Below are 24,959 nucleotides of genomic sequence, written 5' to 3'. Positions count from 1 at the left end.
CCGGCGGCGACCCGACCACTGCAGGGTCTACGACCAGCACCAGGTGACCATGAGGCCCGCCCACTCGACGAAGTGGGCGGGTCTCGCGGCTCACGAGAATGAGGCGACGGCCTCCTTCTCGTCGTCGTAGGCGTCGAAGACGGTGATCAGCTGGGTGATGGTGAGCAAGTCCTGGATCTTCGGGGGGAGATCGAGCAGGATGATCTTCCCTTCGTGGTTTTGGACGGTCGTGTAGCTGGAGACCAGCTCTCCCAGCCCAGAGGAGTCGATGGAGCTGACCTGTGCCAGGTTGAGAACGATCCGCCTCTGACCGTCGCTGAGCGCTTCCCGCACTGCCTCTCTCACCTGTATGGCGCCTTCCCCAATGGTGATCTTGCCGTTGAGGTCGAAGATCACGACGCCGTCGGCCGTACGCTTCTTGATATCCATCCCGGATCCCTTTCTCTCCTCCCGCTCGCCGTCACGGCGGGCGGCAATGACGGTCTTGCGCAGCGTGAGCACACATCCACCGCCGGGCGGGAAGGCGTACTCGACGCTGTCCATCAGGTGATGCATGAGGAAGATCCCCCGGCCCGATGGCCGCAGCCGCTGCTGTGGGGCCAGCGGATCGAGCACCGTTCGCGGGTCGAAGCCCGGCCCGGCGTCCGCCACCCGCACCACGAGCCGACTCGATTCGACAGCCAGGTCGACCACGGCCACGGTGCCCGGGTGAGCGGCGCAACCGTGCTGCACGGCGTTCGCCACCGCCTCGCGTACCGCGATGAGCGCCCCCTGCGCGGCGTCGACGTCCACCGGCACGTCGGCCAGCAGTTCGATGAGGGCGTGTTCGGCCTCATCGAGTAGCGCGTATTGGTTGCCGGCCACCCGCCGCGTGCGCTGTGCGGGTAGCTGGGCCGTCTCCCGGTCGAGCTCACGTTCGCCGGGGCGGTCACCTGCAAACTCTGGGGCGATGCTGTCCACTCACACTCTGTACCCGTCTGATGACGAATTGCTACCTTCCGTGACCGACGGGTGGTTCCGACAACTTCGGCACTCACGCGCGACAAGCCACCAGGCTCTTACCGTGCAGGTAGAACGAGGAACTCGCCCGCAGCAACCAGTCGAAAGCCGACCAGGACCCATCCACGTGGCTGCCACCGTATGACCGCAGCGCGGACGACGACCCTCAGGCCGCAGCAGAACGGTTCTCTGAGCCGCGCGCCTCCAAGGGCACCGGCAGCTACCTCGACACCACCCAGACCGAGATCGCGATGGCCGCCGACCCCGCCACCGCCACCCCCAACCGGCCAGCCTTCCTGACATCGCCGCTGGCGAACGCGATGCGGCTGTTCAGAAAGCCGTCGGTGAGCCTGCGCCTCACGCTGGACAAGCCGACCGCGCGCTATCTGATCCGAGACCGGGATGGGAAGTTCTCCGCCCTCGTGGACGGGATCATCGCCGAGACCGGTATCCAGAGCGTGTTCACCGGTATCTGGTGCGGGTCAGCGCTGTGGAAGCCCTCCCTGGTGGTGCCGTGCTCCTTCAACAGCTGCCGGCGCCGGTGGCAGCCCCACTCGTCCCGGCAGCGCCGGCTCGGAAGCGGCTAAGCTCGTGACGACAGGCTGGTCACATCACTGCGGTAACCGACAGTTGGGGTGATCCTGATGGCTGAGCCTGAACGCTGGCAGGTCTCAACGGATGCCGCCGAAGTCTACGAGTCCTGTTTCGTACCTGCGATCTTCGGCGCCTGGGCGAGCCCGGTTGCTGACGCCGCTGGAATCAGGACGGGGAACAAGGTCCTGGACGTTGGCTGCGGGACCGGCGTGCTCGCCCGCGAGGCCCTTCGGCGGGTCGGGCAAGGAGGCCAGGTCGTTGGCGTTGATCTTAATGAGGGGATGCTGGCGGTCGCAGCGCGAACTGAGCCGAAAATAGCGTGGCGACTGGGCGATGCGGTCTCGCTTCCTTTCGAAGATATGAGTTTCGACGTCGTGGTCAGCCAGTTCGCGCTCATGTATTTTCCGGACCGCGTGGCCTCCCTCCGCGAGATGTGGCGCACGCTCGCGACAGGGGGACACCTGGCGGTCGCCGGGTGGGCGCCGATCGATCACGCCCGGGGTTACCGGATTCTGGTAGATCTAGCCGGCCGACAATGCGGGCGTGAGGCAGCGGACGTGCTGGCAGCGCCGTTCGTCCTTGGCGATCAGATCGAACTGGGCAAGCTCTTTGAGAGCAGTGGCATTTCGGGGGCCGAGGTTACCCTCCATGAGGGTTCGATCCGGTTTCCGTCGGTGGAGGAGTTCATACGCATAGAGGTCAAGGGTTCGCCCTTGGCTGAGATGCTCAGCGACGATGCGATGCGATCTCTCGCCGCGGAATCCGAAGATGCGCTTGCGGAGTTCGTGATGCCTTCAGGCGAGATCATTATGCCGATGGACGCGCACATCGTGACCGCAAGCAAAGGCTAGTGTCGTGCGTGAGCACGAACGGTTCGATAGCCAGTACCGCGCCCATCAAGCCCGGGCCCACTGAGCACGCTGGTCACCAGGTCCTCGTGCCCCTGGATGTCGTCCGACTCCAACATCACGACGAGACCTCATCAGCGCTGCGCGGCTCCCTGCGTTCTTGCTGGTTGAGCCGGTGACGCTGGATGGAGGAACGGCGGTAGACCTCCTCGCGTGCCCGCATGATCTCGCCGAGCGGCGCGTGTTCGGCCGTCACCCGCCACGGGGTGAAGGAGAGCGCGTCCATCTTCCTGAGGGTTTCCTCATCCGAGATGTCCTGCCGCGGCAGGCGTAGCCTGGCGACCGTGACGAACGGCGACAGCCGCTCGGGCCACTCGACGGTGAGGTCCTCGACGGGCATGCGGTCCAGGTCGGCGCACAGCTGGACCTGGATGTCGAACGCGTACGGCCGGTCCCTCATCTCGGCCACCAAGGCCGGCCGGAAGACCTCTTCCGCGGATGCCGGGTCGATGGCGCGATGGACGACCGCGGCAGCGGAGGCGGGGTCGGGGGCGAGGCGCACCTTGGCGATGTAGTCGCCGTGCCGTACCGCGCCCATCGTGAAGTAGGTCGACAGCAACACGTTCACCAGGGGTCGCTGTGACACCGCGAGGAAGGCCAGGAACTCGTCCCATGCCCATTCGTCCTCGGCCAGGCTTCCCTTGCCGGTCACGAACTCGCGGTAGAAGCGATGCCGGCCGGGCGCCCCCTGGGCGAAATACTTCGGCGCGTCGAGGAACAACTCCTGGATGAACAGGTAGTGCTTCACGGTGTTGCAGAAGAAGACCGGTGCGTTGATGAGGTTGTAGTCGAAGGTGCCGGTGTCGGGCTCGTCCTCCAGCAGGGTCGGACCCTGGACGCCGAACATCTTCAGCGCCAGCCCCGTGGCGCGGCCAAGACTGGCGTCGGCGCCCGCGTGAGGAGAACCGTTGGAGAAGCGCACGAGCGCGTCGTGCCGTCCCGGTGCGGCGTAGATGCCCTGCGCGTACTCGGCGGGGAGCCCGTCGAGGATCTCGACTTCTCCCCTGACGAGCCCGTACCCCTTGGCATGCGCGTCACGGACCGCCATGCCGGTGCCTTCGGCGGTCACCGATTCGGCGATGAACCGCTCGGTCTTGGCGATCACCGTCTGCAGCATCTCGTCGAAATCGGGGACGGCGGCTTCGACGTCTGGTGTGTAAGGGATGAACCGCGATGGCATGAGCTCGACCATCTCCCCTTGCCTGCCGTCGGCTGCGGGATGACACCGTTGTTTCAGACCGGGGACGGCAGGACCACGTGTCGGCCCAGGTCACACCTCAGCGTAGGCATGCCGACAGGTCGGGCGGACAGCCCTTTGGCGATCAGATTGTCGGTGGATCGCCGAAAAATCGCTCACGTGCCTCTATGCGATCACCAGGCTGGCCGCCGACCACCCGCCGATCCCGGTGGAACCGTGCTGTCATGACGTCGGCCTCTTCTCGGAGACCGTGGTGGCGACCTCGGGGTAGGGCAAGGCCCTCAGTCCTTCAGTTCGGCCAGCCAGCGCAGGGCGCGCAGACCCGGCAGGAAGCAGTATTCACCGCCTCGGGTGACCACGAAGCTGGGCAGGTTCTGCAGGCGGCGCCGGATCGGCTTCTCCGGGATGGTGGCGCTGCCGATTCCGTCGTGATGCCCGGCTATCGGGTCCTTCTCGCCGGGGAAGCCGATGAAGTTGCCGTCGTTGATCCACTCGGCCTTGATGAATTCGAATTGTCGTTCCAGATGAGCTCCGATGAAGACGCCGACCAGGCCCCGGTCGGCGCCGTCGTCCTCCAGCACGCCCTCCGGCAGCGGCGGGCCGTAGCTGGTGCCGCGGCGGATGAGGCGGTGCATCCGCGCGTCGCCGATGATGGTGGCGTCGCGGGGGTTGGTACGCCGGATGTGCGCACCGGCGGGGCACCGGAAGCCGCGGTCGTCGTTCTCCCGGTACAGGAAGTCGTTGTTGCGGTGCGGATCGGCGCCCAGCGCCGCGTCGTCGTGCTCCGGGGTCAGCGTCAACGGTGCCCCGCTGGGCCAGCGTCCGACCATCTTCGCCGCCAGGAGCGCCTCTTCCTGGGCGCTGGAGGTGTTCGCGCGCAGGTACTGGCGCCAGGCCGCCACCTTGGTGTGAATCTTGCGCACGGCAACGTAGGTCCCGTTGCGCCCCAGCACATCGGGGCTGGGCATGGGCGGCAGATTGCCGGTTTCGTCGGGGTAGCCGAGGATGAACTCGCCGGCCTTGAGGGGGGCCTCCTGGGGATTGGAGCCGGGCAGTCCGAGGCCCTCGATGTTCGGGTGGCTGATGCCGTCGCGGAAGCCGAAGGTGGTACGCCCGGTCGGGAGCTGGCGGACCTCCTGCTGCCAGATCACCCGGACACCAGGCGTGTCCTGGTAGGCGATGCGGGCTCGCTTCAGAGCCTTGTCCAGCCGCGCCGCATCGGGAGAGAGGGCACTCAACGCGATATGCACATCCGCCGTTCCGAACGGCGGCTCCCAATGGGCCGGGGCGCTCTCACCCACGTCACCGATCAGTTCCGCGCGCGCAGCCATGCCTTGGCGAAACGCCCGCGGAAAGCTGTCCAGCGACTCCTGGGGCACCCCCAGGGCCCGCAGTCCTTGGTAGGTGAACGCCACCGCCACCCAGGCGTCCTGGCTCGGGTCCGCACTGTGGAAACCACCCTCGATCGCCGGGAGCAGCCGCCGCAGCAGGGAACGTCCGGCGTGGCGGTCATCTATACGGAGGAGGATGAACCTTCCCTCGTACGGCGCAGGCCGTGGATGCAATGCCCCGCTTTGGATGTCGTCGATCTCGATGCCCACGCCGGCTCCGCTCGGGCTTGCCCCCGCGTTCATGATCGTTTGCGCCTCCGCATCGGTCTTTCCCTGGACAACCCCGTGGCGGCCGGCTCACGCCCGCCGTCGCGGTCCATGACGCGCCGGGCTCACCGCCGCGGCACCGTGCGCTCCGGCGGCCGCCCGCGTCGCCCCCCGCTGCGACGTTGGCTCAGCCTTAGGGGTTGGTTGTCTTATGGGTTCTAGCCTGCGGCTTCCTCCATCAGCTTCTGGAACGCCGGTGTGGCCAGCAACTCGGCGTTCGCCGGGTTGTCCAGCGCCGCCCGGAACTCAGGGGTGTCCAGCACCGCCTGGAATGCCTCGTTCACGCGTTGGTCCTTCCAGATCTGCTGAACGGTCAGATCGGGATAGGAGCTGACGAAGACCCCCGCGGGCGCCTGCTGGGCGATGAACCAGTCCTTCACCTTCGGATCGGTGATACCGGGGAACCCTTCGGCGTGCGAGAAGACCTTGTCGAAGCGGGCCCCGATCGCCGTCTTGCCGAAGTCGTCGATGTAGGTGTCCCAGGAGCCGTCGAAGACGCTGGCGAACATGTGCCGGGTGTCGTTGTCGAAAATCACGTGGCGTGCGTCGTGCAGGGTGCCGATCTGGCGCAGCGCCGCTCGGGCCTCCGCGTCAGATGACCCGCCGGCGAGCGTGGCGAGATCCTCACGCAGCGCATCCGCATGACCCGGCTTGATCTTGGTAAAGACGGTGAACTCGCTGCACACCCCGTCCTTCATGCCCGGGCGCTCGGGCTGAGCTGATGGGGTTGCGTCTGGCGTCGCAGTCATGGTGAGCCCCTCCTGCCACGGATCCGTCCGAGGAGAGCCAGGCGCTCGGCGATGAGGCGCCATCGCCCTCAACTCCATTCTGACCACACCGCTGTTGGCCGGCTGGAGGCAGGTCAGCACTGTGAGCGGACGCGTCATCCGCCAAGGTCCGGTGTCCACAAATCGGCGAACCGGAGATGCGAGACCGGCCCATCGATCAGCGCGTAGCCGAAGGGCTCGTGTTGCAGGATGTGAAGGGTGACAGTGATCCCCCCTGGCCGCCCCCCTCGGCCGCCCGTGTCGGCCATTGTGTGGAAGACGTATCTGACAGCCGCGGCGATCTCTCTCGTGGTGGCGATCTACGCTGCGATCATGAAGGACCCCCAGGCCATGACGGCCATGGCCACCGCCTCCGCCGGATGCGCCGTCTTGTTCATCCGGGCCTACGTCCGCCGGAGACTCTGAGGCCGGGGCCGAGGTGCAGAGCGTGGCTCGCGGCCGCCTCGTACACCACGGCCGTGGACGCAACCCCCTTCCTCGGGGCGGACGGCCTGCCATGGGCACCTCGTATGTCGATGGGCGCCTGCGCGAACAGTTCGGCGTCGGGGCGGGAGGCGCGTTCCGGGCCGGGACCGATCACACCCGCATGCGCCAGGCGATGTCACGCAGGGCGGCCGCGAGGCGATCCACGTCGTCCGTCGAGGTGAACAGCGCGGGCGTGACCCGCACGCAGTCACCGCGTGCCACTCCCCCGCGCTGGACCGTGAAGATGCGATAGGTCTTCATCAGCGTGTCGGTGATGGCCACGTTGTCGGCCTGCGAGGTGCGGCCGGAGATGCGGAAGGCGGTGATGGCCCCGTATGTCTCCGGCTCCTCCGGGGTGAGGATCTCCAGGTTGGCGATGTCTCTCACCTGGTTCACCCACCGCTCGCGCAGGTGGCGAAGCCGTGCCTGCTTGACCGCCGCGCCGAGGGACTCGTGGAAGTCCAACGCGGCGTCGACGGTGAGGATGGGTGCGACGTTCATGGTGCCTGAGTGGACGCGGGAGCGGATGTCGGTCATGGGATAGGTCTCGTCGGTGTAGAGACGGTCCATGTCGGACAGGCGCTGCTTCCTGATGTAGAGGAAGCCCGATCCGAGGGGTGCGCCCATCCACTTGTGCAGGGAGAACACGGCGAAGTCGGCGTCGAGGTCGGCGACGGTGAAGTCGAGCTGTCCCCAGGAGTGGGCGGCGTCGACGATGACGTCCACGCCCGTGTGGCGGGCCATGGTGACGATCTCTCGCACGGGTGTGACGAGCCCGGTGCGGTTGTTCATGTGGCTGAGCAGCAGCAACTTCAGGCCGGGGTGGTCGCGCAGCGCCTGGTCGTAGGTGTCGAGCACCGCCTGTCGGGTGGCCGGCTCGGGAATGACGATCTTCGCTACGTGGACGCCGCGCCGCTCGCGCAGCCAGTTCATCGCGTACTGCCCGCTGTGGTAGTCCAGGTCGGCGTACATGACGGTGTCGCCCTGGCGCAGGCGGTTGTACCCCGAGATGAGGTTCTGGAGCGCCTCGGTGCCTCCCCTCGTGAGGGCGATCTCCTCACGAGAGACGCCGAGCACGGCGGCGATGCGGTCGCGAACCAGGTCGGCGCGCGGCTTGTACTCGGTGCGCAGCAGGTGGGAGTTGCGCTCGTTGAGGTGGTCGACGTTGCGGTGGTAGGCCCGCCGTACCGGATCCGGCATGATCCCGTAATAGCCGTTCTCCAGATTGACGAAATCCGGGCTCACGCTGAACTGCCGCGCGACGGCGGCCCAGAACCGCTCATCATGTGCGAGCGCTTCGGGAGTCACCTCCTTGGGTACGGCAGGCAGCACGGATACCGCCTTTCCGTAGACCGGCAGAGCACTCAGCCCGGCGATCACATTTCTTCTGGACAGCGTCATAAAGGCATCTCCGATACGTCTCGAGAATCGCTTCCGCACGCCCAAGGCTCCACGCCGCAGCGTTCCTCTTCGCCACCGGCAAAGCGAGATAAAACGCTCACGTTTTGCGAAAAGGTGTGTCTTCGCTGGGCGCGCCATGCCTGGCGCCGGGCATCATCCCCAGTGATGTTCGCGACACGATCAGCCTGCTCAGGCCGACCCGCCACCACAGATGCCGGTCGGGCACTGGCGCACGCGTTGACCGTGCTCGCCATGATCATCGGAGTCGTCTTCGCCCACGGCGGAGCATGTGCCGCCCTGGTGCTCTCGGAGGCGGCCGCGCATGACGTGCACAATCCGCACGCGAGCGCTCCGATCGCAACGGCGATCCCTGATGTCACGGCATGCGCCCACGGCGAACTCCCCGCTCGGCACCATCACGGCATGGAGCAAGACTTCTCCGTCCCAACCTGCCCACTGACGTCCTTCGATCGAGCGACTGCCTCGCCTTCGCCTACTCAGGCATATCTCGGGTTCCGCGGGCCGAATCCATTGACGACGCGATTCTCCAGAACAGACATCGCTTGCCTCTGCGTGCTGCGCGTATAGGGCGACGATTCCCCCTTCGTCATTCCTGATCACCGCAAGGCGACTGTTTCGCCATGCCCGCAAACGCACCAGCAACCTGAGGAATCACATGTCAACGCCAGTGTCTTTCGCGCGGCCTCTGGATATGCCGTCCATTTCGTATTCTTCGCTTTCTCTCGCTGTCGGCAACACGCCGGTCACGTTCGTTTCCGAGCCCTTCGTCGGGGGTGGAAGAGGCTTCTGGGCCAAGCTGGAGGGTTTCAACCCCGGCGGGATCAAGGACAGGCCGGCGCTGCACATGGTGCGCCAGGCCCGTGCCAGAGGAGACCTCGCTCCCGGGGCCACGATCATCGAGTCGACCAGCGGCACCCTGGGCCTCGGTCTGGCTCTGGCGGGAATCGTCTTCGGCCACCCCGTCGTGCTGGTGGGGGACCCCGGGATGGAACCGCTCATGCGGCGGCTGCTGACCTCCTACGGCGTGCGCCTGGAACTCGTCACCGAGCCGCATCCCGTGGGCGGCTGGCAGGAGGCCCGCCGCGCGCGAGTGCGCTCCCTACTGCGGGAGACACCAGGTGCTTACTGTCCCGACCAGTACAACAACCCGGACAACGTCGAGTCCTACGCCGGGCTGGCGCATGAGCTGCTGGCCCGCCTCCCGCACATCGACGTGCTGGTGTGCTCGGTCGGTACCGGCGGGCACAGCGCCGGCATCTCCAAGGTGCTGCGCCACCACTTCCCTGGCCTCAAGCTCGTCGGAGTCGACACCGTGGGCTCCACCATCTTCGGCCAGCCGGCCAGGCCGCGGTTGATGCGCGGGCTCGGCTCCAGCATCCATCCGCGCAACGTCGCCTACGACTCCTTCAGCGAGGTGCACTGGGTCAGCGCTTCCGAGGCGGTGTGGGCATGCCGTGCTCTCGCCGTCCAGCACTACATCTCCGGCGGCTGGAGCACCGGCGCGGTCGCGCTGGTGGCCCGCTGGCTGGCGAGCACCGCCCCAGGTCAGAGCATCGTCGCGGTCTTTCCCGACGGTCCGTGGCGCTACTGGGACACCATCTTCGACGACGCCTACTGCCACGCCCACGGGCTGCTCGATGTCGCCCCCGCGGACGAGCCCGACGTGATCGGCGCGACGTCGGAGCGCGAAGTCCACCGCTGGACGCGATGCGCGGGCGTGACCGACCCGCTGGCGCCCTCCAGAGGAGGCGCACGGTGATCGAGACGCTGCGGCAGTTCCGCTCCTTCGAGACACCGATCAAGCTGGTGCAGGTCAACCAAGCCGGCATCAACCTCGGCTTCTACATGCTCATGCCGTACCTCGCCCAGCATCTGGCGACCGGCGTGGGCCTGGCCGCTTGGACCATCGGGCTGGTCCTGGGTCTGCGGAACCTGAGCCAGCAGGGGCTGTTCCTGATCGGCGGCACGCTGGCCGACCGGCTCGGCTGCAAGCGTGTCATCATGGCCGGTTGCGCGCTGCGCACGCTCGGTTTCGTGCTGTTCGGCCTGTCGGCCGCGCTGCCAGTGCTGCTCGTGGCCGCCGCCGTGACAGGCTTCGCGGGCGCGCTGTTCAACCCGGCGGCCAGGGCCTATCTCGCCCGGGAGGCGGGTGACCGCAAGGTGGCGGCGTTCGCCGTGTTCAATGTCTTCTACCAGGGCGGCATCCTGCTCGGGCCGCTCCTTGGCATCGTGCTGCTGAACGGCGGCTTCACCGTGGTGTGCCTGTCCGCGGCGGCGATCTTCGCGGTTCTGACAGTCCTGCAAGGGATCTACCTTCCGGAACGGCGGGACACGGCGACGCCGGACAGGTCCCCGGTCTGTCGTGAATGGCGGCAGGCGTTCGACGACCGGGCGTTCCTGGCGTTCGCCGCGGCGATGATCGCCTCCTACGGCCTGTCGTTCCAGATGTACCTGGGCCTGCCCCTGGAGGTGCAGCGCGCCGGTGGTGGTGATGGCTGGGTGGCGGTGCTGTACGCGCTGTCGGCCGTCCTCGGGATCGCCGGCCAGGTACGGCTGACCGCCTGGTGTTCCCGCCGCTGGACCCGGGGCCGAGCGATGAGCATCGGCCTGGCCCTCATGGGGGTGTCGTTCGTTCCGATGGCCGTGGCCGCACACCTGTCGCCGCCGTGGCCGTGGGCCATCCTGCCCGCCCTCGCCTGCACGCTTGTGCTCACCGCAGGCACGCTGGTCGCCTACCCCTTCGAGATGGCCACGATCGCCGACATGGCCGGCGACCGGCTGGTCGGCACCTACTACGGGCTGTACAACCTCCTGTCCGGTGTGGGCATCCTGGCCGGCTACCTGGTGTTCGGGTCCGTGATGGACCTGACGGCATCCACCGCCTGGGCGAGCGTGCCGTGGGTGGTGCTGGTCGCCGCCGGTCTCGCCTCCGCAACCGCCGTCAGGCGGCTGACGAACCGCGACCGGCTGATCGCCGGACAGGCGACGGCGGCCGCGACCTGACGTGAGCGTGTCGCCGGTCCGGAGCCGAACGAGAGGCGGCGACGAGGCTGTGCGCAACGACTGCCACAATCTTCTACATTATGTAGAAGTAACTCGGAGAAGCTCGACCGGCCTGCCCGGGACACGGCATGCGATGGACACGTTCGGCACATCACGTCCGATCCGAGGTCAGCACTGGTGAAGGGAGAAGCATGTCGAACGATGACGATCGGACGGAAGCCCGTAAGGCGAAGGTCGAAGCGATGCGAGCCGAGGACCGGCGCAAGGAGGCGCGCAGGAAGAACCTCGCCGTGACGCTCTCCGTCGTCGGCGTCTTCGTTGTGGTGGTCGCCGCGATGTTCGCCGTCAACCGCCTCGGTTCAGGCCAGACGAGTGCCGTCGCGGCCGGCGAGTCCCAGCTCGTCCGCGCCGACAGCCACCGCCTGCAGACGGCCGCGGACGGCAAGGTCACCTTGGTGGAGTTCCTGGACTTCGAGTGCGAGGGCTGCGGCGCGTACTTCCCTGTCATCGAGGAACTGCGCAAGCAGTACGCGGGGAAGGTGACCTTCGTCGCGAGGTACTTCCCGATCGGCAGCCACTTCAACGCCGAGCGGGCGGCCCGCGCGGTCGAGGCGGCCGCCAAGCAGGGCAAGTTCGAGGCGATGTACCAGCGTATGTACGAGACCCAGAAGCAATGGGCGGAAAAGCAGGTCCCTGCGGATGCCGCCTTCCGTGGCTTCGCCAAGGACCTCGGACTGGATCTGGCCGCGTGGGACAAGGCCTACAACGATCCCGCCACTCTGGAGCGAGTGAAGAAGGATGCCAAGGACGGCGAGGCGCTGGGCGTGCAGGGCACCCCGACGTTCTTCCTGAACGGCAAGAAGATCGAACCCCGCTCCTCCGACGAGTTCAAGGCGGCCATCGATGCAGCACTCGCCGGCTGACACCGCGGCCGTTCCGTCCGTTGGCAGCGCTGCGGAGCACGACGAGCCGTATCCCCGGCTGCTGCCACGGCTCCTGCTGGTAGGCGGCGCGCTCGGCTTCGTCGCTGCCTTCGTTCTGGCAGTCGAGAAGATCGCGCTGCTGAAGAACCCCGCCTACGTGCCCACCTGCAGCATCAACCCGGTCCTGTCCTGCGGCTCCGTCATGAACACGCCGCAAGCCGAGGCGTTCGGCTTTCCCAATCCACTCCTCGGCATCGCCGCCTTCGCCTGCGTGACCACCGTGGGCGCGGCCCTTCTCGGTGGCGCACGGCTCCCGCGCTGGTTCTGGCTCGGGCTCCAGGCGGGGGTCACCTGCGGGGTGGTGTTCGTCCACTGGCTCATCTATCAGAGCCTCTATGTGATCGGCGCGCTCTGCCCCTACTGCATGGTCGTCTGGGCGGTGACGATTCCCCTCTTCTGGTACGTCACCCTGCGCAACTTCCGCGGCCACAAGGTCATCGGGGCACTCGCCGGCTACCACACCGTCGTGCTCGCCATCTGGTTCATCGCCGTCGTCACCCTGATCGGCATCAGGTTCTGGCCCTACTGGAGCACCCTCGTCTGATGCTCCGACCGGTCAGACCCAGATGGCGACGCACAAGAGAGGCGCCACGAGAACGGCAAGCGGCCCGCTCAGCAGCAGGCCGGCCGCCGAATACGCAGCCGCAGGCACCCAGCCCGACTCCAGCCGACGACCGAGCAGGCGTTCCAGCCGTTCGGTGAGCCCCGCGTCAGCGAGAGCGAACGCACCAGCGCCCTTCCCGGCCGCCGGCGCCGCCATCCGCACCAGAGCGCGAGCCAGTGGCAACTCGCCGTGCACCTGACGTGCGTGATCATCGGCGATCATCTCGAGCAGCACGGCAACGGCCTGCCTGGCCGTCGCCACCAGCGGCAGCCACGGAAAGGCATGGTTCAGCGCGAGAAACGGAAGCAGCACCAGGTCGTGGCGGCCACGAGCGTGAGCACGCTCGTGCGCGAGAACCGCGTCCAACTCCTGAGCACACAGCAGATCCAAGGTCCCCCGGCTGAGCACGACGCGCCCATGCCTGCCCGGCACGCAGTACGCCACGCACCCCTCACTGGGCAGGACGTACACGTCGTGCATCGGCAAGTGATCCGCGACGACGTCGACCAGAAGCCGCTGACGCCGCTGATCGAGCACCGTCTTCGCGGCCACGCGGATCGTATGAGCCAGCAACCAGACGGACAGCCCAGCCGACCAGGCCAGAGCACCCATCTGCACAGGTCCGAGCCCATCGAGTCCATGTCCGCTGGCTATCTGACGCGCGAGCGTGTGCATGCCGTGCGGGAAGACGGCCGCCAGGGGCCATACCGCCGCGACCAGTCCGACGCACACCGCACCCAAGCCCCCGGCCAGCCCGACGGCTTGCCAGAGCACCAGAGCGGCGCGCGGATACCGGAAGGTCCAGGCCGCCGACGCCAGTCTGCGAGCCATGCGGCTTCCCAGGGCCGCGGGAAGCACCGCGGCACCAGCGGCGATCAGCCAGACGGTCACGACGGCGTTTCCCCTCGGGCACCGAGCGCCTCGCGCAGGGCTGCCGCCACCTCGGGACTCACCGTTCCGACAAAGCGCTGCACCGCCGCCTCGATGTCGCTCGCCTCGTCCAGCGCGGCGCGCATGGCCTCCGCGACGACGGCGTCCTTCTCCACGACGGCCTTGTAAAGGTGGGCGCGCCCCACCCTTTCTCTCGACACCATGCCCTTACGCGAAAGCCGTACGAGGACCGTCAACACGGTGGTGATAGCCGGGCGGGAGGGGAGACCGGCCGCGACGTCCTGAGCGAACATCCCGTCGGGGTGCCGCCAGAGGGACTCCATGATCGCCCGCTCGAGATTGCCCAGGTGCATCTGGGAGCTCCCTGCCCAGTTCGTTCTACTGACAGTAGAAAGGCTACAACTCGCGGTGCACGGCTCCCACGGCCTTGACGATCGGGCGGCCGATCATCGGGGGTCCTCCTTGGGGGAGCAGCAGCCGTCGGCGCACCCCTCGGGCTCGGCGGCGTCGGCGGGTGAGGGAATCGAGATGGCGGGTACGGCGCAGCACGCGTCGCCGCGCCAGGCTTCGCGGCCTTCCTTGACCGCGACGGCGGCGATGACCAGAGCGGCGATCGGGTCGGCCCACGACCAGCCGAACACGCTGTTCAAGGCCAGTCCTGCCAGCAGCACCGCCGACAGGTAGGTGCACAGCAGCGTCTGCTTGGAGTCGGCCACGGCTGAGGCCGAGCCGAGCTCCCGTCCGGCGCGCCGCTGCGCCGCCGACAGGAACGGCATGATCACCAGCGACAGTGCGGCCAGGATGAGACCGGGGGTGGAGTGTTCGGCCTGGCCGACGCCGAACAGGGCGCGGGCGGCGTCGACGGTGACGTAGGCGGCCAGGGCGAAGAAGGACAGCGCGATGACGCGCAGCGCGGCCCGTTCCCGTCGCTCGTGGTCGGCGGACGAGAACTGCCAGGCCACCGCCGCGGCGGAGGCGACCTCGACGATGGAGTCCAGGCCGAAGCCGATCAGCGCCGCCGAGGAGGCGATGGTGCCGGCGGTGATGGCGACGGCCGCCTCGATCACGTTGTAGGTGATGGTGGCGGCCACCAGCAGCCTGATCCGACGTCGCAGAACGGCACGCCGGGCCGGAGCAAGGCCCGGGCCTGGCGGGTTCAACGCGGTCATGACACCGCCTTCCCCAGGAGCTCGATGTCGTCGCCGTCGGCCAGGCCGCCTGCCGGACTGCCGTGGGCGGGGCGCAGCGCGACCGCATGCCCGGTGGCCGCTAGCAGCTGCTCGGCGGAGGCGAGCAGGTCCATCAGCTCGGGCCGGGTCAGGAAGTAGAACGACTGGCGGCCCTCGGCCCGGTAGTCGACCAGGTCGCAATCACGCAGGCAGGCCACGTGCTTGGAGACGGTGGACTGGGCCAGGCCAAGCTCGCCGGTCAGGTCGACCACGCGGGCCTCGCCGCGGGCCAGACGCTGGACGATCCTCAGCCTGGTTTCATCGGCCAGCGAGTGAAACAGCGCGGCCGCCGGCGGCAAGCCCGCGGCGATGTCGGCGCTGACGCACCGGCCACCATCATTCATCGTCATACTGCGATGATAGCCATGGATTGCGATTGATTGACAGGCGGCCCCCTGGCGACGTCTCAGGCGTCCAGGCGGTCCGGGGAAGAGGGTGAGGCAACGAAACCGCACGTGACAGGCTTAGGGTGGCCGGTACAAGCCACCTCCATGCGGGGAGCGGGGGCGGGCGATCCCATCCCCAGCGACCCAGGTGATGCTCCGAAGGGAGGCAGTCGATGACCCGACCGCTCCGACATGCCTTGCGGCTGGCAGTTGTGCTCGCCACCACAGTCGCGGCCGTGAACACCATCAGCATCAGCGCGAACGGCGAGAGCCGTTCGGGCGGTCAAGGCGGCGAGCTCCGTCACGTGCACGGCCTGGGGATCAATCCCGGTGACGGCAAGGTCTACGTGGCCACCCACCACGGCGTATACCGCATCGAGGCGCCCGGGAAGGCCGCCCAGGTCGGGACCGGGCGCCAGGACACCATGGGCTTCACCGTCATCGGCGAGAACACCTTCCTGGGGAGCGGTCACCCCGCACCCGGCCAAGGCGGGCCCTCCAATCTCGGCCTGATCGAGTCCTCTGACGCCGCGGCCACCTGGCGCACGCTGTCCCTGGCCGGCCAAGCAGACTTCCACGCCCTCGAATACGCCCACGGCACCGTCTACGGCTACGACTCCACCTCCCAGCGGCTGCGGGTCAGCGCCGACAAGATGACCTGGGACAACCGCGCCCAGCTCGACGCCGCCGACATCGAGGTAAGCCCGGCCGACCGCGGCATCGTCCTGGCCACCACCGAGCAGGGCGTTGCCAGGAGCACCGATGGCGGCCGGACCTTCCGCCCCAGTGGTGGCGTGCCGCAGTTGCTGCTGTCCTGGCCCGCCGCCGACGTGCTGTACGCCGTCGATCCCGCCGGGACTCTCAGCAGGAGCGCCGACGGCGGCGACATCTGGAAGACGATCTCCACCGTCCCGGGTGGCCCGCCCCAGGCGTTCGAAGCCGTCGATGCCCGCCACCTGCTCGCCGCCACGGACGGCGGCATCTACGAATCCCGCGACGGCGGCGCCACCTTCACCCGCCTGCTGCCGCTGTCCTGAGAACATCGCATCGGGTGCGAGCCCACCTCGTGCCGGGAGGAGAGGAGCTAGCCCGTGGATTCGCGGCGTCGCGAGACGGCTCACGACCGCGACAGTCCCGCCTCCCTGGCCCCCTGGCGCCCCGCCCTGGCCCTGGTCTCCGCCGGGAGCGACCCGTCCGCCCCGTCATCACGACTGGCCACGGAGGCGGCCGGGGCCCGGAAATCCGGTTGACCACGCTTGTAGCGTGGCGGGCATGCAATGGGCCGAACAATTTGTGAAGCAGGGGTTCGTCAAGGTTCGGGCGGCCGCGCCGGAGGTGGGACTAGCCGCGCAGGAGCTGCTGTGGAAGCAGATCGGCCTGTCCCCCGACGCGCCCGAGGGCTGGACGCAGCCGGTGGTGTGGGCCGCCGACATGACCGGCCAGGGGCCGTTCGGGCAGATCATCGGCTCGCCCGAGCTCGCCCGGGCCCTGGACGAGGTGTGCGGGCGGGGCGGCTGGCAGCCGCTCGGCAGCTGCGGCAACATCCCGATCCGGTTCCCGAACCTGCCGCCGGCCGATGACAGGGGCTGGCACATCGACCTCAACGTCATGACCGAGGACGGCGGTTGGGCGGTCAGCGGGCGCTCCACCACGCTGCTGCTGCTGATCCTGTTCTCCGAGGTGGGGCCGGACGACGCGCCGACCAGGATCCGGGTGGGCTCCCAGCGTGACGCGCTGCCCGCCCTCGGTGACGGCACGTACGACCATGTCAGCGCCGGCCAGCTGGTGGAGACCGCCAGTGCCGAGCGGCCGCTGGCCCACGCCACGGGGCTGCCGGGCGAGGTGTACGTGGTGCATCCGCTGACCGTGCACGCCGCGCAGGAGCATCTGGGCAGCCGGCCGCGGTTCATGGCCCAGGCGCCGGTCTTCCTGTCGGCACCGCTGGACCCCGCGGCGGACACGCCGCTCGCCCGCGCCGTGCGGGAGTGATGACGCGACAGGCTCGCCGCCGTTGAGGCTCGTGTAGTCCTTGTCGGCGAACACCTCGGGAGCTCGTTCGATCCATGCCGCCCAGCATGTCGGCCGTCGCCGCGGGCCAGGGAGACGGAGAGGTTGCGGACCGGACCGCAGGAAGCTGCGGGAGTGGAATCAAGGGCCGCGTGCGGGTTGCGCAGCAGGTGGCGGTAGAGGCGTTCCTGCTCGGCGGTCAGCCCCAGGCTCGCAAGACTCGTCATGCACTTTCTCCGTACAAGATACAGTGTATCTTGTACGGCATTAGGGGAGGTGTGTGATGGGATCCGAGCAGGAGCTGCCCACCGTCGTCGCACGGATGTGGGGGCGAGAACCTGTGTCGCGCCGCGGCCCCCGCCCCGGCCTGACCCTCGAGCGGATCACCGATGCCGCGATCGAGATCGCGGACGCCGAGGGTCTGGCCGGAGTGCGGATGAGCAGCGTGGCCGCCCGGCTGGGCGTTTCCACGATGTCGTTGTACGGCTACGTCGCGAGCAAGGACGACCTGCTCACCGCGATGGTGGACGCGGCGGCCCCGGAACCGCCCGAACCGGGCATCCTGCCGTGGCGGGAGTACCTGGCCGCCTGGACCCGCGCCAACCGCGATTTCCTGGCCGGCCACCCGTGGCTGCTGGAAGTCTCGCCCCTCACCCCGCCCACCGGGCCACACACGCTGCGCTGGCTGGACCGGGTGCTGACCGTGCTGACCGGCGCCGGGCTTGCAGCGGCGGAGGCCATCAACATCGCCTCCACCTTGTCCGCCTACGCCGCCAGCTCCGCCACCCTCCAGTCCGCCATGAGCGGCACGGTCGACGACGCAGGACCGGAAGGACTGGCCGGCTACACCGCGCTGCTCACCCAGCTCATCGACGCCGACGGCTACCCGGGACTGGCGGCGGCGCTGGAGTCGGGGGCGTTCGGCGCCGCGCCGGACTGGATCGAGGACGCCGACTTCACTTTCGGCCTCACCCTGCTCCTGGACGGCATCGAGGCGCTCATCGTCCGGCGGAAGAAGGCCGAATCATGATCGAGGTCAGACGCGCCGCCCACTTGGGCGAGAGTTACCGCAGAGCGATCACCAGGATCTTCGTGGACGGCTTCGGCCCCGACCTGTCCTACTTCTCCAAAGAGCCGGACAAGCTCACCGACGCCCTGGCACACATGCTGGTGCTGGAGGCGTTCTACGTCGGCCTGGTCGACGGGGAGCCGGCGGGAATCGTCGCGTGCACCGACGGGCTGCAGCGGGCGGTCCGGCACGACGCCAGAGAGCTCCGCAGGCACCTCGGCATCTTCAAAGGAACGATCGCTCACGTCTCGTTCACCCGTGAGTTCGAGCAGCCTCTGCTCTATGCCAGGGAGAGGATGGCCTCGCTGGAGTTCGTCGCGACCGGGTTGACGTTCCGTGGGCAGGGAGTGGCCTCGGCCATCATTCAGCACCTCCTCGACCTGCCCCAGTACGACGAGTACGTGCTGGACACCATCGCTGACATCAACACCCCGGCCCTGCGCCTGTACGAGAAGCTCGGCTTCACCGAGTTCAAGCGGACCAAGGTGCACCACGCGAAGATCACCGGGATCAGCGCCTATGTGGGCATGCGTCTGGTCCAGGCAGGTTCGAGGCCGCGGACGCTCTGAGCGAGCGCGCGGACGAGGTTCGGCTTGGCCCAGGCGAGGAGTCTTGCACCGTGTCCCCGCCCGGACCGTCGTCGATGCGGCTCGCTCACTGTAAGTTATCGCCTTGTACTGACAGTAGTCGGCAGTCTGTCTGCCACCAGCGAAGGGCCAGCACATGCGCGTTCTCACCGGGTCGTTGATCGCGGCCGTCATCCTCGTCGGCCTCGCCGCCGCCCCCGCCTCGGCCGCCGCCCCCGATCCCACCTCAGCCCTCAACTCGCTCATGGACCAGGTCAACGACTTCCTCAAGGGCCCGACGATAGGCGCGCTCGGGGACAGCAACTTCCTCCCAGGAGCGCGTTAGGTCCCCGGTCCCGAGGGGAGACATGTCGGCGGGCCGCCCACGCGGTGACTGGATGATCGTGCTGCTGGCCGGCCGGCGGCGCTGTGCGGCGATCTCGTGCTTGCTCAGCGAGCCGTCGATCGCCGCCGCAGTTGTCCGGCAACGGTCGATCAGAAAGCACTTCAGCGGTGAGTGGCAAGGACGGCGTGATGGTCGATGCCGTCAGAACCATCAGGATCCGCGTGAACGGTGGCCGCCGTAAGGCGCGGAAGATCGTGGATGAGCCGATGCTCGGCCGCCACCGCCACGGCATGCGCCTCGACCAGCGAGAGCCGATCGCTCACCTGGATGTCGACCTCGGCCCGCAACGCATGACCGATCCAGCGCAGCCGTACCGATCCGACCCCCTTCACACCCGGCACCCCGGACAGGATGCTCTCCGCCTGCTCCACCAGACGAGGGTCCACAGCGTCCATGAGCCGGTGGTAGATCTCCCGGGCGGCGTCACGCAGGACGAAGCAAATGGCGGCGGTGATGGCCAGGCCGACGATCGGGTCAGCGATCGGGAAGCCGAGGGCCGCGCCGCCCGCGCCGAGCAGGACGGCGAGCGAGGTGAAGCCATCGGTGCGGGCGTGCAAACCGTCTGCTACGAGGGCGGCCGAGCCGATCTCGCGGCCGACCTTGATGCGGTACCGAGCGACAGCCTCGTTTCCCAGGAACCCGATCACGCCTGCGGCGGCGACCCAGCCGAGAGCGTCAACATCCTGTGGATGCATGAGCCTGACCACGGCCTCGTATCCGGCCAGCGCCGCGGAGGCCGCGATGAGCAAGACGATCACGATTCCCGCCAGGTCCTCGGCTCTGCCGTACCCGTAGGTGAAGCGCCGGGTGGCGGCCCTGCGGCCCAGAGAGAACGCGATGGCCAGAGGTAGCGCGGTCAAAGCGTCGGCGAAGTTGTGAAGCGTGTCCCCCAGAAGGGCGATGGAGCCGGAGACGGCCACGATCACGGACTGCACGAGCGCGGTGGCCATGAGAGCGGCGAAGGAGACGGCGAGCACGCGCATGCCCTTGCTGCTGGCCTCCAGCGCTTGATCGGTCTTGTCGGCGGTGTCGTGGCTGTGGGGCCTGATCGCATGCCCGACCCGTGACAGCAGACCCGCGACGGTCCTTGACCGCGAATGACCGTGGCCATGCCCATGACCGTGCCCATGACCGTGCCCGTGGCCGACTTCGCCGGTGTCCTGTCCTGACATGCCCACCTCGCTTGCATCTGGCGCGCTGAGCAGGACTCTACGTAGCCATGGACGCATGAGACAACGGATCAGGTGCCACATACTTGCAGGAGCAACCACCCAGCGCAGCGGGCCTCACCCCGCATCCGGCGGTGCCGCTCCACCTCGGCTCCTGAGCTGCTGTGGTTTTCCGCAGGTGGAGTGGGCGGAGCACCGCATTCTGCCGAACAGTCGATCTCCATAGCGTTGAGCACATGATGCAGACGATGATGAACGTGCTGGTAGCGGCGGCTGTTGCGGCGGGCGGCCACGGTGTGGACGTACGCTCCGACCTGGAGAAGATCGTGGCGGGCAACGGGGCCACGGCCGCCCTGGCGCGGGTCTCCGACGGCGGACGCACCTGGTCGACCGCCGTTGGTGTGCGCGACATCGAGCGCGGGGGACGGCCGTCGCCCCATGGGTACTTCCGGATCGGCAGCGTCACCAAGACCTTCGTCGCGACCGTGGTGCTCCAGCTTGTGGACGAGGGCAAGGTGCAGCTCGACGACCCCATCGACCAGCACCTGCCCGGCCTGGTGCCGGGCGGCGAGCTGATCACGGTCCGCCGGCTCCTCAACCACACCAGCCACCTGTACGACTACATGAGCGAGCCCGGATACTCGACCAACCGTTGGCGCGGCGACGCCCGGTTCCGCTCCTACCAGCCGCGCCGGTTGCTCAAGGTGGCCTTCGCCAAGAAGCTTCCCGATGATGGGAAGTGGCACTACTCCAACACCAACTACGTGGTGCTCGGGCTGCTGGTGGAGAAGCTGACCGGCAACCCGTACGGCGAGGAGGTCATGCGCCGCGTCCTGCGCCCGCTGGGGCTGCGCCACACGGTGGTGCCGGGCGACCGGGCAGGGCTGCCGTCTCCGCACGCCAAGGGGTACGAGCCGCTGCCCGACCTGGTGGACGCGACGCGGATGAACCCCTCGCTGGACTGGGCCGCGGGCGAGATGATCTCGACCGCGGCCGACCTGGAGCGGTTCATGTCGGCGCTGCTCGGCGGCGAACTGATCAGCAAGACGTCATTGCAGGCGATGCGCACGACGGTCGAGACGGGGGCGGGCTTCGGCTACGGGCTCGGACTGCAGGCCTACCCGCTGCCGTGCGGCACGGTGTGGGGGCACAGCGGCGAGCTGATCGGTTACCTGACGTTCGCGTTCCGCTCGGACTCCGGCAAGTCGATGACCCTGTCGATCAACCCCTCGACCCGCAACCCGACCACCGAGGAGGTCATGGGCATCGCCGTCAAGGCGTTCTGCGGGTCGGCGAGCCGGCCGCGCGGTTGATGGTCGCGACCGCCCCCGCGGGAGGGGGCAGCCGCGCCGCCCGGGCGTGTGCCCCCACGGAGGGCCTGTCGGCGCGTTGCCGATCAGCCGCCGGCCGCCGGCTTGTCTTCTCGGTTCACGAGTTCGTCGCGTGTCCGGGCGTTGGGCGTTCCGGGTGGTCGCCTCTGCCGCCACTGCTCCATGGCCTGCCGGAAGGCCTCGCTCAGGAGGAGAAGAAGTTCGGCCGAGGACTCGAAGCGGGCGCCCGCCGGGGTCGCGACTCCCATAATCTCGGCTCCGCGCTGCGATGCGGCCACCAGGGCCTCGTTCATCTGCAGACCTGCGAGGAGAGACCTGAGCCAGATCTCATCGTCGATGACGTAGCGTTCGCGCCGCGCGCCTGGAGCCCGTTCCCGCCTGAGCATTCCCTGCTGTTCGAGGAAGGCGACGGCGTGCGAGATGGACGCCGGGCTGACGCGAAGCCGCGCGACCAGGTCAGCGGCGGTGAGAGCGCCGGAGTCAGTGATGTACAGGCAGGCCAGCACCCTGGCCTCCATCCGGGGCACGCCCTGCTGAACGAGGAGAGCCGTGTAGGACTCCGTGAAGTCCCGCACCGCTTGGGGGTCACGCCCATGGCCGCTGTCAACGATCGGCGGCGCCGGAGGCTGGGCCTGCTTGTGCCGGTGCGCACGATGCCGTGTGGCCTCGTGCGCCCGGTCCGCCCCGTAATCGTCGGGGCCGCCGTTGCGGGTGACCTCCCGCATGATGGTCGAGGCGGGCCGCCCTAGACGCCGGCCGATCTCCGCGTATCCGAGCCCCTCGGCCAGCCCCGCAGCGATGTGCCGGCGGTCCTCATTGGTGAGCCTGCCTCCGGGCATCGGTGCTCGCCCCCTGTCTGTCGACATGCACGGGAGCTCCGCGCCCGCACACCCGCTGCACAGTATGCATTCACTCGGATCCCATTGCAATGCACATCTGATCATCCATTGCATTTAGCTTCATACTCATTGCAAAGATAGCCATATGCATGCCACAGAGCAGGACTTATGTGAGCTCTCTTCTTTTGACGAATTGATAAACGCAATGTAGTGTCGCAGACGTTCAGCGATCCCCGAACGTTTGGCGGGGCCGTAAGCAAGGAGATTCATGATGGGAAACGGCAACAGCGGCTTCTCCGAAGCAGGGCTGGGCAGACTGCGCGAGGTACTGGCACGGCATGTCGATTCCGGGAAGGTTCCCGGGCTGGTCGCCCTGGTCAGCCGGGGCGGTGCGACGCACGTCGAAGCGATCGGGACGATGCGCCATGACGGTGGCGCGCCGATGCGCCGGGACACGATCTTCCGGATGGCCTCGACGTCCAAGCCGGTCGCGGCCGCGGCGGCGATGGTCCTGCTCGACGAGTGCAGGCTGCGGCTCGACGACCTGGTGGAGCAGTGGCTGCCCGAACTCGCCGACCGGCGGGTGCTGAAGCGGATCGACGGCCCGCTGGACGACACCGTGCCGGCGCGGCGGCCGATCACCGTGCGGGACGTGCTGACCTCCACGTTCGGGCTCGGCATGGATATGACGGCGCTGGGCGCTCCGATCATGAACGCGGTCTTCGAGCAGGGGCTCACGCCCGATCTGCCGGAGCCGATGCCCGAGCCGGATGAGTGGATGCGCCGCCTTGGCACGCTTCCGCTGATGTACCAGCCCGGAGAGCGCTGGCAGTACCACATCAGCAACGATCTGCTCGGCGTGCTCGTCGCCAGGGTCACGGGCCAGCCGTTCGAGACGTTCCTGCGCGAACGCCTCTTCGACCCGCTGGGGATGAAGGACACCGGTTTCCACGTGCCCGCCGACAAGATCGACCGGCTGCCGACCCTCTACGCCCCCGACCCGCAGACCGGAGAGTTCCTCGTGTGGGACGAGGCCGAGGAGGGACGCTGGAGCAAGCCTCCGGCGTTCCAGGGCGGCGGTGGCGGGCTGGTCTCCACCGTCGACGACTACCACGCCTACTATCGGATGCTGCTGAATCAGGGGACGCACGGGACCGAACGGATCCTGTCCCGGCCGGCCGTCCAGCTGATGACCACCAACCGCCTCACGCCCGAGCAGAACGCCGCCCGAAACGCCATGGCCACCGACAACGTCCATCTGTCATTCGGCCAAGGGCAGCACGGCGGCTGGGGCTTCGGGATGGCGGTGCGCACCTACCGCGGCGACTACGCGCCCATCGGCCAGTTCGGCTGGGACGGCGGAAGCGGCACCTCGACCTACGCCGACCCGGACAACCAGCTCACCGGAATCCTGCTCACCCAGGTCGGGATGTCGGTCCCGAATTCGGCGCGGCTGATCCACGACTTCTGGACCACGACCTACCAGGCCATCGACGACTGACACCGAGCCCGCGCCGGGCAGACCCGCCCTCAGCCCCCTGGCGGCCGAATCGTCGATGGGCCGATGCCGCCGGCTCACCCCACAAGATCGCCACCCACGGCAGCATCGCCCTGGCCTCCGCGACCGGCCTGACGGCATGTCCCGGGGTCCTCTCCGGACCCCGGGACGCGGCGTGCCGGGTCAGGGAGGGGCCGCGCCCATGTTCATCTCCACCGCCTCCACGGATTAGAGGGTCTCCGCCGACTTCCCGCCGAATCGTCACGCCCGACCGGGCAGGCCGGAGATCAGACACTCCCGGCCGAGCGGCGCGCACCGTCGAGGCTAGCCATTCATGAGCTGGGCCAGGCGTTCCCAGGCCGGAGATGAGGCTCCAGGCTGGGATTGCGCGGCCAACCGGGCGATGGCGGGATTGGCGACGGGGCGGGTCTCGGAGCGGCTGTGATGGTTGGTGAACCAGCTCCGGGTACGGTCCGCGAGGGCGGGGAGGCGGGGATCGTTCGCAGGCCAGTCGTAGGCGGCGTCGTGTTCGAGGTAGAGGGCGCGGAACTCGGGATTGGTCAGGAGTTCGCGCTTTTCGGCGATCCACAGGCCGGCGTCCTCGGGTGAGGCCGTTTGCATGAGGATCCAGCCGTCGCGCTCCAGGTGTATCTGGCGCTCGCTGACGCCGAGTTGGCGCAAGTCCTCGAGATGGTCGGCGACTTCCGGGGAAACGAAGAGCCGGTCGCCGCCGCGCAGCTGGGCGAGTTGATCGCGGACTCGCCGCAGCTGCGCGATGCGGTCTTGGAGGTCGTGGTCGACCTCGGCGATGGCTGCCGTGAGCGTGTCCGGGTCGGCGTCAAGAAGGTCTTTGATGCGGGCCAGCGGCAGGCCCGCGTTGGCCAGGGTCCTGATCTTGACGAGCTTGATGGCGTGCTCGGCGGTGTAGCGCCGGTAGCCGGAGGAG

Annotated in this window: 25 protein-coding genes; 13 read left to right on the top strand and 12 right to left on the bottom strand. The window is 68.2% G+C overall.

Annotated elements, in window-relative coordinates; all coding sequences use genetic code 11:
* Nucleotides 1-90: 90 nt before the first annotated feature.
* On the bottom strand, nucleotides 91-960 hold the full coding sequence (locus tag AC3EO4_RS32535; protein WP_431899200.1) for an anti-sigma factor antagonist: 870 nt from the start codon (nucleotides 958-960) through the stop codon (nucleotides 91-93).
* A 290-nt stretch (nucleotides 961-1,250) separates the two neighbouring features.
* Here AC3EO4_RS32535 and AC3EO4_RS32530 point away from each other — a divergent pair, with 290 nt between their 5' ends.
* Entirely contained in the window at nucleotides 1,251-1,586 is a 336-nt protein-coding gene (locus tag AC3EO4_RS32530) for a hypothetical protein (RefSeq protein WP_431899199.1), read from the top strand.
* Between the two features lie 57 nt (nucleotides 1,587-1,643).
* Entirely contained in the window at nucleotides 1,644-2,444 is an 801-nt protein-coding gene (locus AC3EO4_RS32525) for a class I SAM-dependent methyltransferase (RefSeq protein ID WP_431899198.1), read from the top strand.
* Nucleotides 2,445-2,559: 115 nt separating this feature from the next.
* Here AC3EO4_RS32525 and AC3EO4_RS32520 read toward each other — a convergent pair whose 3' ends face one another.
* From AC3EO4_RS32520 to AC3EO4_RS32505, 4 genes are all read right to left on the bottom strand, one after another.
* On the bottom strand, nucleotides 2,560-3,681 hold the full coding sequence (locus AC3EO4_RS32520) for a catalase family protein (RefSeq protein ID WP_431899196.1): 1,122 nt from the start codon (nucleotides 3,679-3,681) through the stop codon (nucleotides 2,560-2,562).
* Between the two features lie 299 nt (nucleotides 3,682-3,980).
* Nucleotides 3,981-5,300: a Dyp-type peroxidase gene (locus tag AC3EO4_RS32515; RefSeq protein ID WP_431899194.1), complete on the bottom strand. Its 1,320-nt coding sequence runs from the start codon at nucleotides 5,298-5,300 to the stop codon at nucleotides 3,981-3,983.
* A gap of 215 nt (nucleotides 5,301-5,515) precedes the next feature.
* A complete protein-coding gene (locus tag AC3EO4_RS32510; RefSeq protein ID WP_431899192.1) occupies nucleotides 5,516-6,055 on the bottom strand; it encodes a hypothetical protein in 540 nt (179 codons plus the stop codon).
* A gap of 666 nt (nucleotides 6,056-6,721) precedes the next feature.
* Entirely contained in the window at nucleotides 6,722-8,011 is a 1,290-nt protein-coding gene (locus AC3EO4_RS32505; protein ID WP_431899190.1) for an aminotransferase class V-fold PLP-dependent enzyme, read from the bottom strand.
* A 712-nt stretch (nucleotides 8,012-8,723) separates the two neighbouring features.
* Between AC3EO4_RS32505 and AC3EO4_RS32500 the strand changes: the two genes are divergently transcribed.
* From AC3EO4_RS32500 to AC3EO4_RS32485, 4 genes are all read left to right on the top strand, one after another.
* Complete coding sequence (locus tag AC3EO4_RS32500) at nucleotides 8,724-9,791, top strand: PLP-dependent cysteine synthase family protein (protein WP_431899189.1); 1,068 nt, start codon at nucleotides 8,724-8,726, stop codon at nucleotides 9,789-9,791.
* Nucleotides 9,788-11,035, top strand: a complete 1,248-nt coding sequence (locus AC3EO4_RS32495; RefSeq protein ID WP_431899188.1) for an MFS transporter — start codon at nucleotides 9,788-9,790, stop codon at nucleotides 11,033-11,035. Before AC3EO4_RS32500 ends, AC3EO4_RS32495 begins: the two co-directional genes overlap by 4 nt.
* Before the next feature lie 191 nt (nucleotides 11,036-11,226).
* On the top strand, nucleotides 11,227-11,958 hold the full coding sequence (locus AC3EO4_RS32490) for a DsbA family protein (protein WP_431899187.1): 732 nt from the start codon (nucleotides 11,227-11,229) through the stop codon (nucleotides 11,956-11,958).
* Entirely contained in the window at nucleotides 11,939-12,562 is a 624-nt protein-coding gene (locus AC3EO4_RS32485) for a vitamin K epoxide reductase family protein (RefSeq protein ID WP_431899185.1), read from the top strand. Before AC3EO4_RS32490 ends, AC3EO4_RS32485 begins: the two co-directional genes overlap by 20 nt.
* 12 nt (nucleotides 12,563-12,574) lie before the next feature.
* On the opposite strand, the gene AC3EO4_RS32480 is transcribed toward AC3EO4_RS32485, so the two are convergent.
* The 4 genes from AC3EO4_RS32480 to AC3EO4_RS32465 all read right to left on the bottom strand — a co-directional run bounded on the left by AC3EO4_RS32480 (nucleotide 12,575) and on the right by AC3EO4_RS32465 (nucleotide 15,092).
* Nucleotides 12,575-13,513, bottom strand: coding sequence for a M56 family metallopeptidase (locus AC3EO4_RS32480; RefSeq protein ID WP_431899183.1), 939 nt, complete (start codon nucleotides 13,511-13,513; stop codon nucleotides 12,575-12,577).
* Nucleotides 13,510-13,866: a BlaI/MecI/CopY family transcriptional regulator gene (locus tag AC3EO4_RS32475; protein ID WP_379569773.1), complete on the bottom strand. Its 357-nt coding sequence runs from the start codon at nucleotides 13,864-13,866 to the stop codon at nucleotides 13,510-13,512. Before AC3EO4_RS32475 ends, AC3EO4_RS32480 begins: the two co-directional genes overlap by 4 nt.
* A gap of 93 nt (nucleotides 13,867-13,959) precedes the next feature.
* Nucleotides 13,960-14,682, bottom strand: a complete 723-nt coding sequence (locus AC3EO4_RS32470) for a cation efflux transmembrane domain-containing protein (RefSeq protein WP_379569775.1) — start codon at nucleotides 14,680-14,682, stop codon at nucleotides 13,960-13,962.
* Nucleotides 14,679-15,092: an ArsR/SmtB family transcription factor gene (locus tag AC3EO4_RS32465; protein ID WP_431899180.1), complete on the bottom strand. Its 414-nt coding sequence runs from the start codon at nucleotides 15,090-15,092 to the stop codon at nucleotides 14,679-14,681. The genes AC3EO4_RS32470 and AC3EO4_RS32465 overlap by 4 nt, the downstream gene beginning before the upstream one ends.
* A gap of 272 nt (nucleotides 15,093-15,364) precedes the next feature.
* Between AC3EO4_RS32465 and AC3EO4_RS32460 the strand changes: the two genes are divergently transcribed.
* The 5 genes from AC3EO4_RS32460 to AC3EO4_RS32440 all read left to right on the top strand — a co-directional run bounded on the left by AC3EO4_RS32460 (nucleotide 15,365) and on the right by AC3EO4_RS32440 (nucleotide 19,116).
* Nucleotides 15,365-16,165: a F510_1955 family glycosylhydrolase gene (locus AC3EO4_RS32460; protein ID WP_431899178.1), complete on the top strand. Its 801-nt coding sequence runs from the start codon at nucleotides 15,365-15,367 to the stop codon at nucleotides 16,163-16,165.
* Between the two features lie 226 nt (nucleotides 16,166-16,391).
* Nucleotides 16,392-17,117: a phytanoyl-CoA dioxygenase family protein gene (locus tag AC3EO4_RS32455; protein ID WP_488186365.1), complete on the top strand. Its 726-nt coding sequence runs from the start codon at nucleotides 16,392-16,394 to the stop codon at nucleotides 17,115-17,117.
* A 301-nt stretch (nucleotides 17,118-17,418) separates the two neighbouring features.
* Nucleotides 17,419-18,165 carry a TetR/AcrR family transcriptional regulator gene (locus AC3EO4_RS32450; RefSeq protein WP_431899175.1) on the top strand — a complete coding sequence of 249 codons (747 nt, stop codon included), beginning with the start codon at nucleotides 17,419-17,421 and terminating at the stop codon, nucleotides 18,163-18,165.
* Nucleotides 18,162-18,773, top strand: coding sequence for a GNAT family N-acetyltransferase (locus AC3EO4_RS32445; protein WP_431899173.1), 612 nt, complete (start codon nucleotides 18,162-18,164; stop codon nucleotides 18,771-18,773). Before AC3EO4_RS32450 ends, AC3EO4_RS32445 begins: the two co-directional genes overlap by 4 nt.
* Before the next feature lie 154 nt (nucleotides 18,774-18,927).
* On the top strand, nucleotides 18,928-19,116 hold the full coding sequence (locus tag AC3EO4_RS32440) for a hypothetical protein (protein WP_431899172.1): 189 nt from the start codon (nucleotides 18,928-18,930) through the stop codon (nucleotides 19,114-19,116).
* 161 nt (nucleotides 19,117-19,277) lie between these two features.
* Here the strand turns inward: AC3EO4_RS32440 and AC3EO4_RS32435 are convergent, their stop codons facing one another.
* Nucleotides 19,278-20,348, bottom strand: coding sequence for a cation diffusion facilitator family transporter (locus AC3EO4_RS32435; RefSeq protein WP_431899170.1), 1,071 nt, complete (start codon nucleotides 20,346-20,348; stop codon nucleotides 19,278-19,280).
* A gap of 233 nt (nucleotides 20,349-20,581) precedes the next feature.
* On the opposite strand from AC3EO4_RS32435, the gene AC3EO4_RS32430 reads away from it, so the two are divergent.
* A complete protein-coding gene (locus AC3EO4_RS32430) occupies nucleotides 20,582-21,658 on the top strand; it encodes a serine hydrolase domain-containing protein (protein ID WP_379569790.1) in 1,077 nt (358 codons plus the stop codon).
* Nucleotides 21,659-21,741: 83 nt separating this feature from the next.
* On the opposite strand, the gene AC3EO4_RS32425 is transcribed toward AC3EO4_RS32430, so the two are convergent.
* Nucleotides 21,742-22,515, bottom strand: a complete 774-nt coding sequence (locus AC3EO4_RS32425; RefSeq protein WP_431899410.1) for a GbsR/MarR family transcriptional regulator — start codon at nucleotides 22,513-22,515, stop codon at nucleotides 21,742-21,744.
* A gap of 271 nt (nucleotides 22,516-22,786) precedes the next feature.
* Here AC3EO4_RS32425 and AC3EO4_RS32420 point away from each other — a divergent pair, with 271 nt between their 5' ends.
* A complete protein-coding gene (locus AC3EO4_RS32420; RefSeq protein ID WP_431899408.1) occupies nucleotides 22,787-24,016 on the top strand; it encodes a serine hydrolase domain-containing protein in 1,230 nt (409 codons plus the stop codon).
* Between the two features lie 321 nt (nucleotides 24,017-24,337).
* On the opposite strand, the gene AC3EO4_RS32415 is transcribed toward AC3EO4_RS32420, so the two are convergent.
* On the bottom strand, nucleotides 24,338-24,959 hold a 622-nt coding region (locus tag AC3EO4_RS32415; RefSeq protein ID WP_431899168.1), incomplete at its 5' end, for a MerR family transcriptional regulator.

Source organism: Nonomuraea sp. bgisy101 (assembly GCF_057708945.1).
The sequence above is the reverse complement of the archived record's forward strand: the minus strand, read 5'-3'. Positions and strand labels throughout refer to the sequence as shown.

Bases quoted from the DNA above. Each gene is read 5' to 3' on its own strand.
- AC3EO4_RS32450 (WP_431899175.1), top strand. From the start codon at position 17,419: ATGGGATCCGAGCAGGAGCTGCCCACCGTCGTCGCACGGATGTGGGGG.
- AC3EO4_RS32475 (WP_379569773.1), bottom strand. From the start codon at position 13,866: ATGCACCTGGGCAATCTCGAGCGGGCGATCATGGAGTCCCTCTGGCGG.
- AC3EO4_RS32465 (WP_431899180.1), bottom strand. From the start codon at position 15,092: ATGACGATGAATGATGGTGGCCGGTGCGTCAGCGCCGACATCGCCGCG.
- AC3EO4_RS32440 (WP_431899172.1), top strand. From the start codon at position 18,928: ATGCGCGTTCTCACCGGGTCGTTGATCGCGGCCGTCATCCTCGTCGGC.
- AC3EO4_RS32525 (WP_431899198.1), top strand. From the start codon at position 1,644: ATGGCTGAGCCTGAACGCTGGCAGGTCTCAACGGATGCCGCCGAAGTC.
- AC3EO4_RS32470 (WP_379569775.1), bottom strand. From the start codon at position 14,682: ATGACCGCGTTGAACCCGCCAGGCCCGGGCCTTGCTCCGGCCCGGCGT.
- AC3EO4_RS32530 (WP_431899199.1), top strand. From the start codon at position 1,251: ATGGCCGCCGACCCCGCCACCGCCACCCCCAACCGGCCAGCCTTCCTG.
- AC3EO4_RS32510 (WP_431899192.1), bottom strand. From the start codon at position 6,055: ATGAAGGACGGGGTGTGCAGCGAGTTCACCGTCTTTACCAAGATCAAG.
- AC3EO4_RS32435 (WP_431899170.1), bottom strand. From the start codon at position 20,348: ATGTCAGGACAGGACACCGGCGAAGTCGGCCACGGGCACGGTCATGGG.
- AC3EO4_RS32505 (WP_431899190.1), bottom strand. From the start codon at position 8,011: ATGACGCTGTCCAGAAGAAATGTGATCGCCGGGCTGAGTGCTCTGCCG.
- AC3EO4_RS32430 (WP_379569790.1), top strand. From the start codon at position 20,582: ATGATGCAGACGATGATGAACGTGCTGGTAGCGGCGGCTGTTGCGGCG.
- AC3EO4_RS32490 (WP_431899187.1), top strand. From the start codon at position 11,227: ATGTCGAACGATGACGATCGGACGGAAGCCCGTAAGGCGAAGGTCGAA.
- AC3EO4_RS32520 (WP_431899196.1), bottom strand. From the start codon at position 3,681: ATGCCATCGCGGTTCATCCCTTACACACCAGACGTCGAAGCCGCCGTC.
- AC3EO4_RS32485 (WP_431899185.1), top strand. From the start codon at position 11,939: ATGCAGCACTCGCCGGCTGACACCGCGGCCGTTCCGTCCGTTGGCAGC.
- AC3EO4_RS32420 (WP_431899408.1), top strand. From the start codon at position 22,787: ATGGGAAACGGCAACAGCGGCTTCTCCGAAGCAGGGCTGGGCAGACTG.
- AC3EO4_RS32445 (WP_431899173.1), top strand. From the start codon at position 18,162: ATGATCGAGGTCAGACGCGCCGCCCACTTGGGCGAGAGTTACCGCAGA.
- AC3EO4_RS32500 (WP_431899189.1), top strand. From the start codon at position 8,724: ATGCCGTCCATTTCGTATTCTTCGCTTTCTCTCGCTGTCGGCAACACG.
- AC3EO4_RS32425 (WP_431899410.1), bottom strand. From the start codon at position 22,515: ATGCCCGGAGGCAGGCTCACCAATGAGGACCGCCGGCACATCGCTGCG.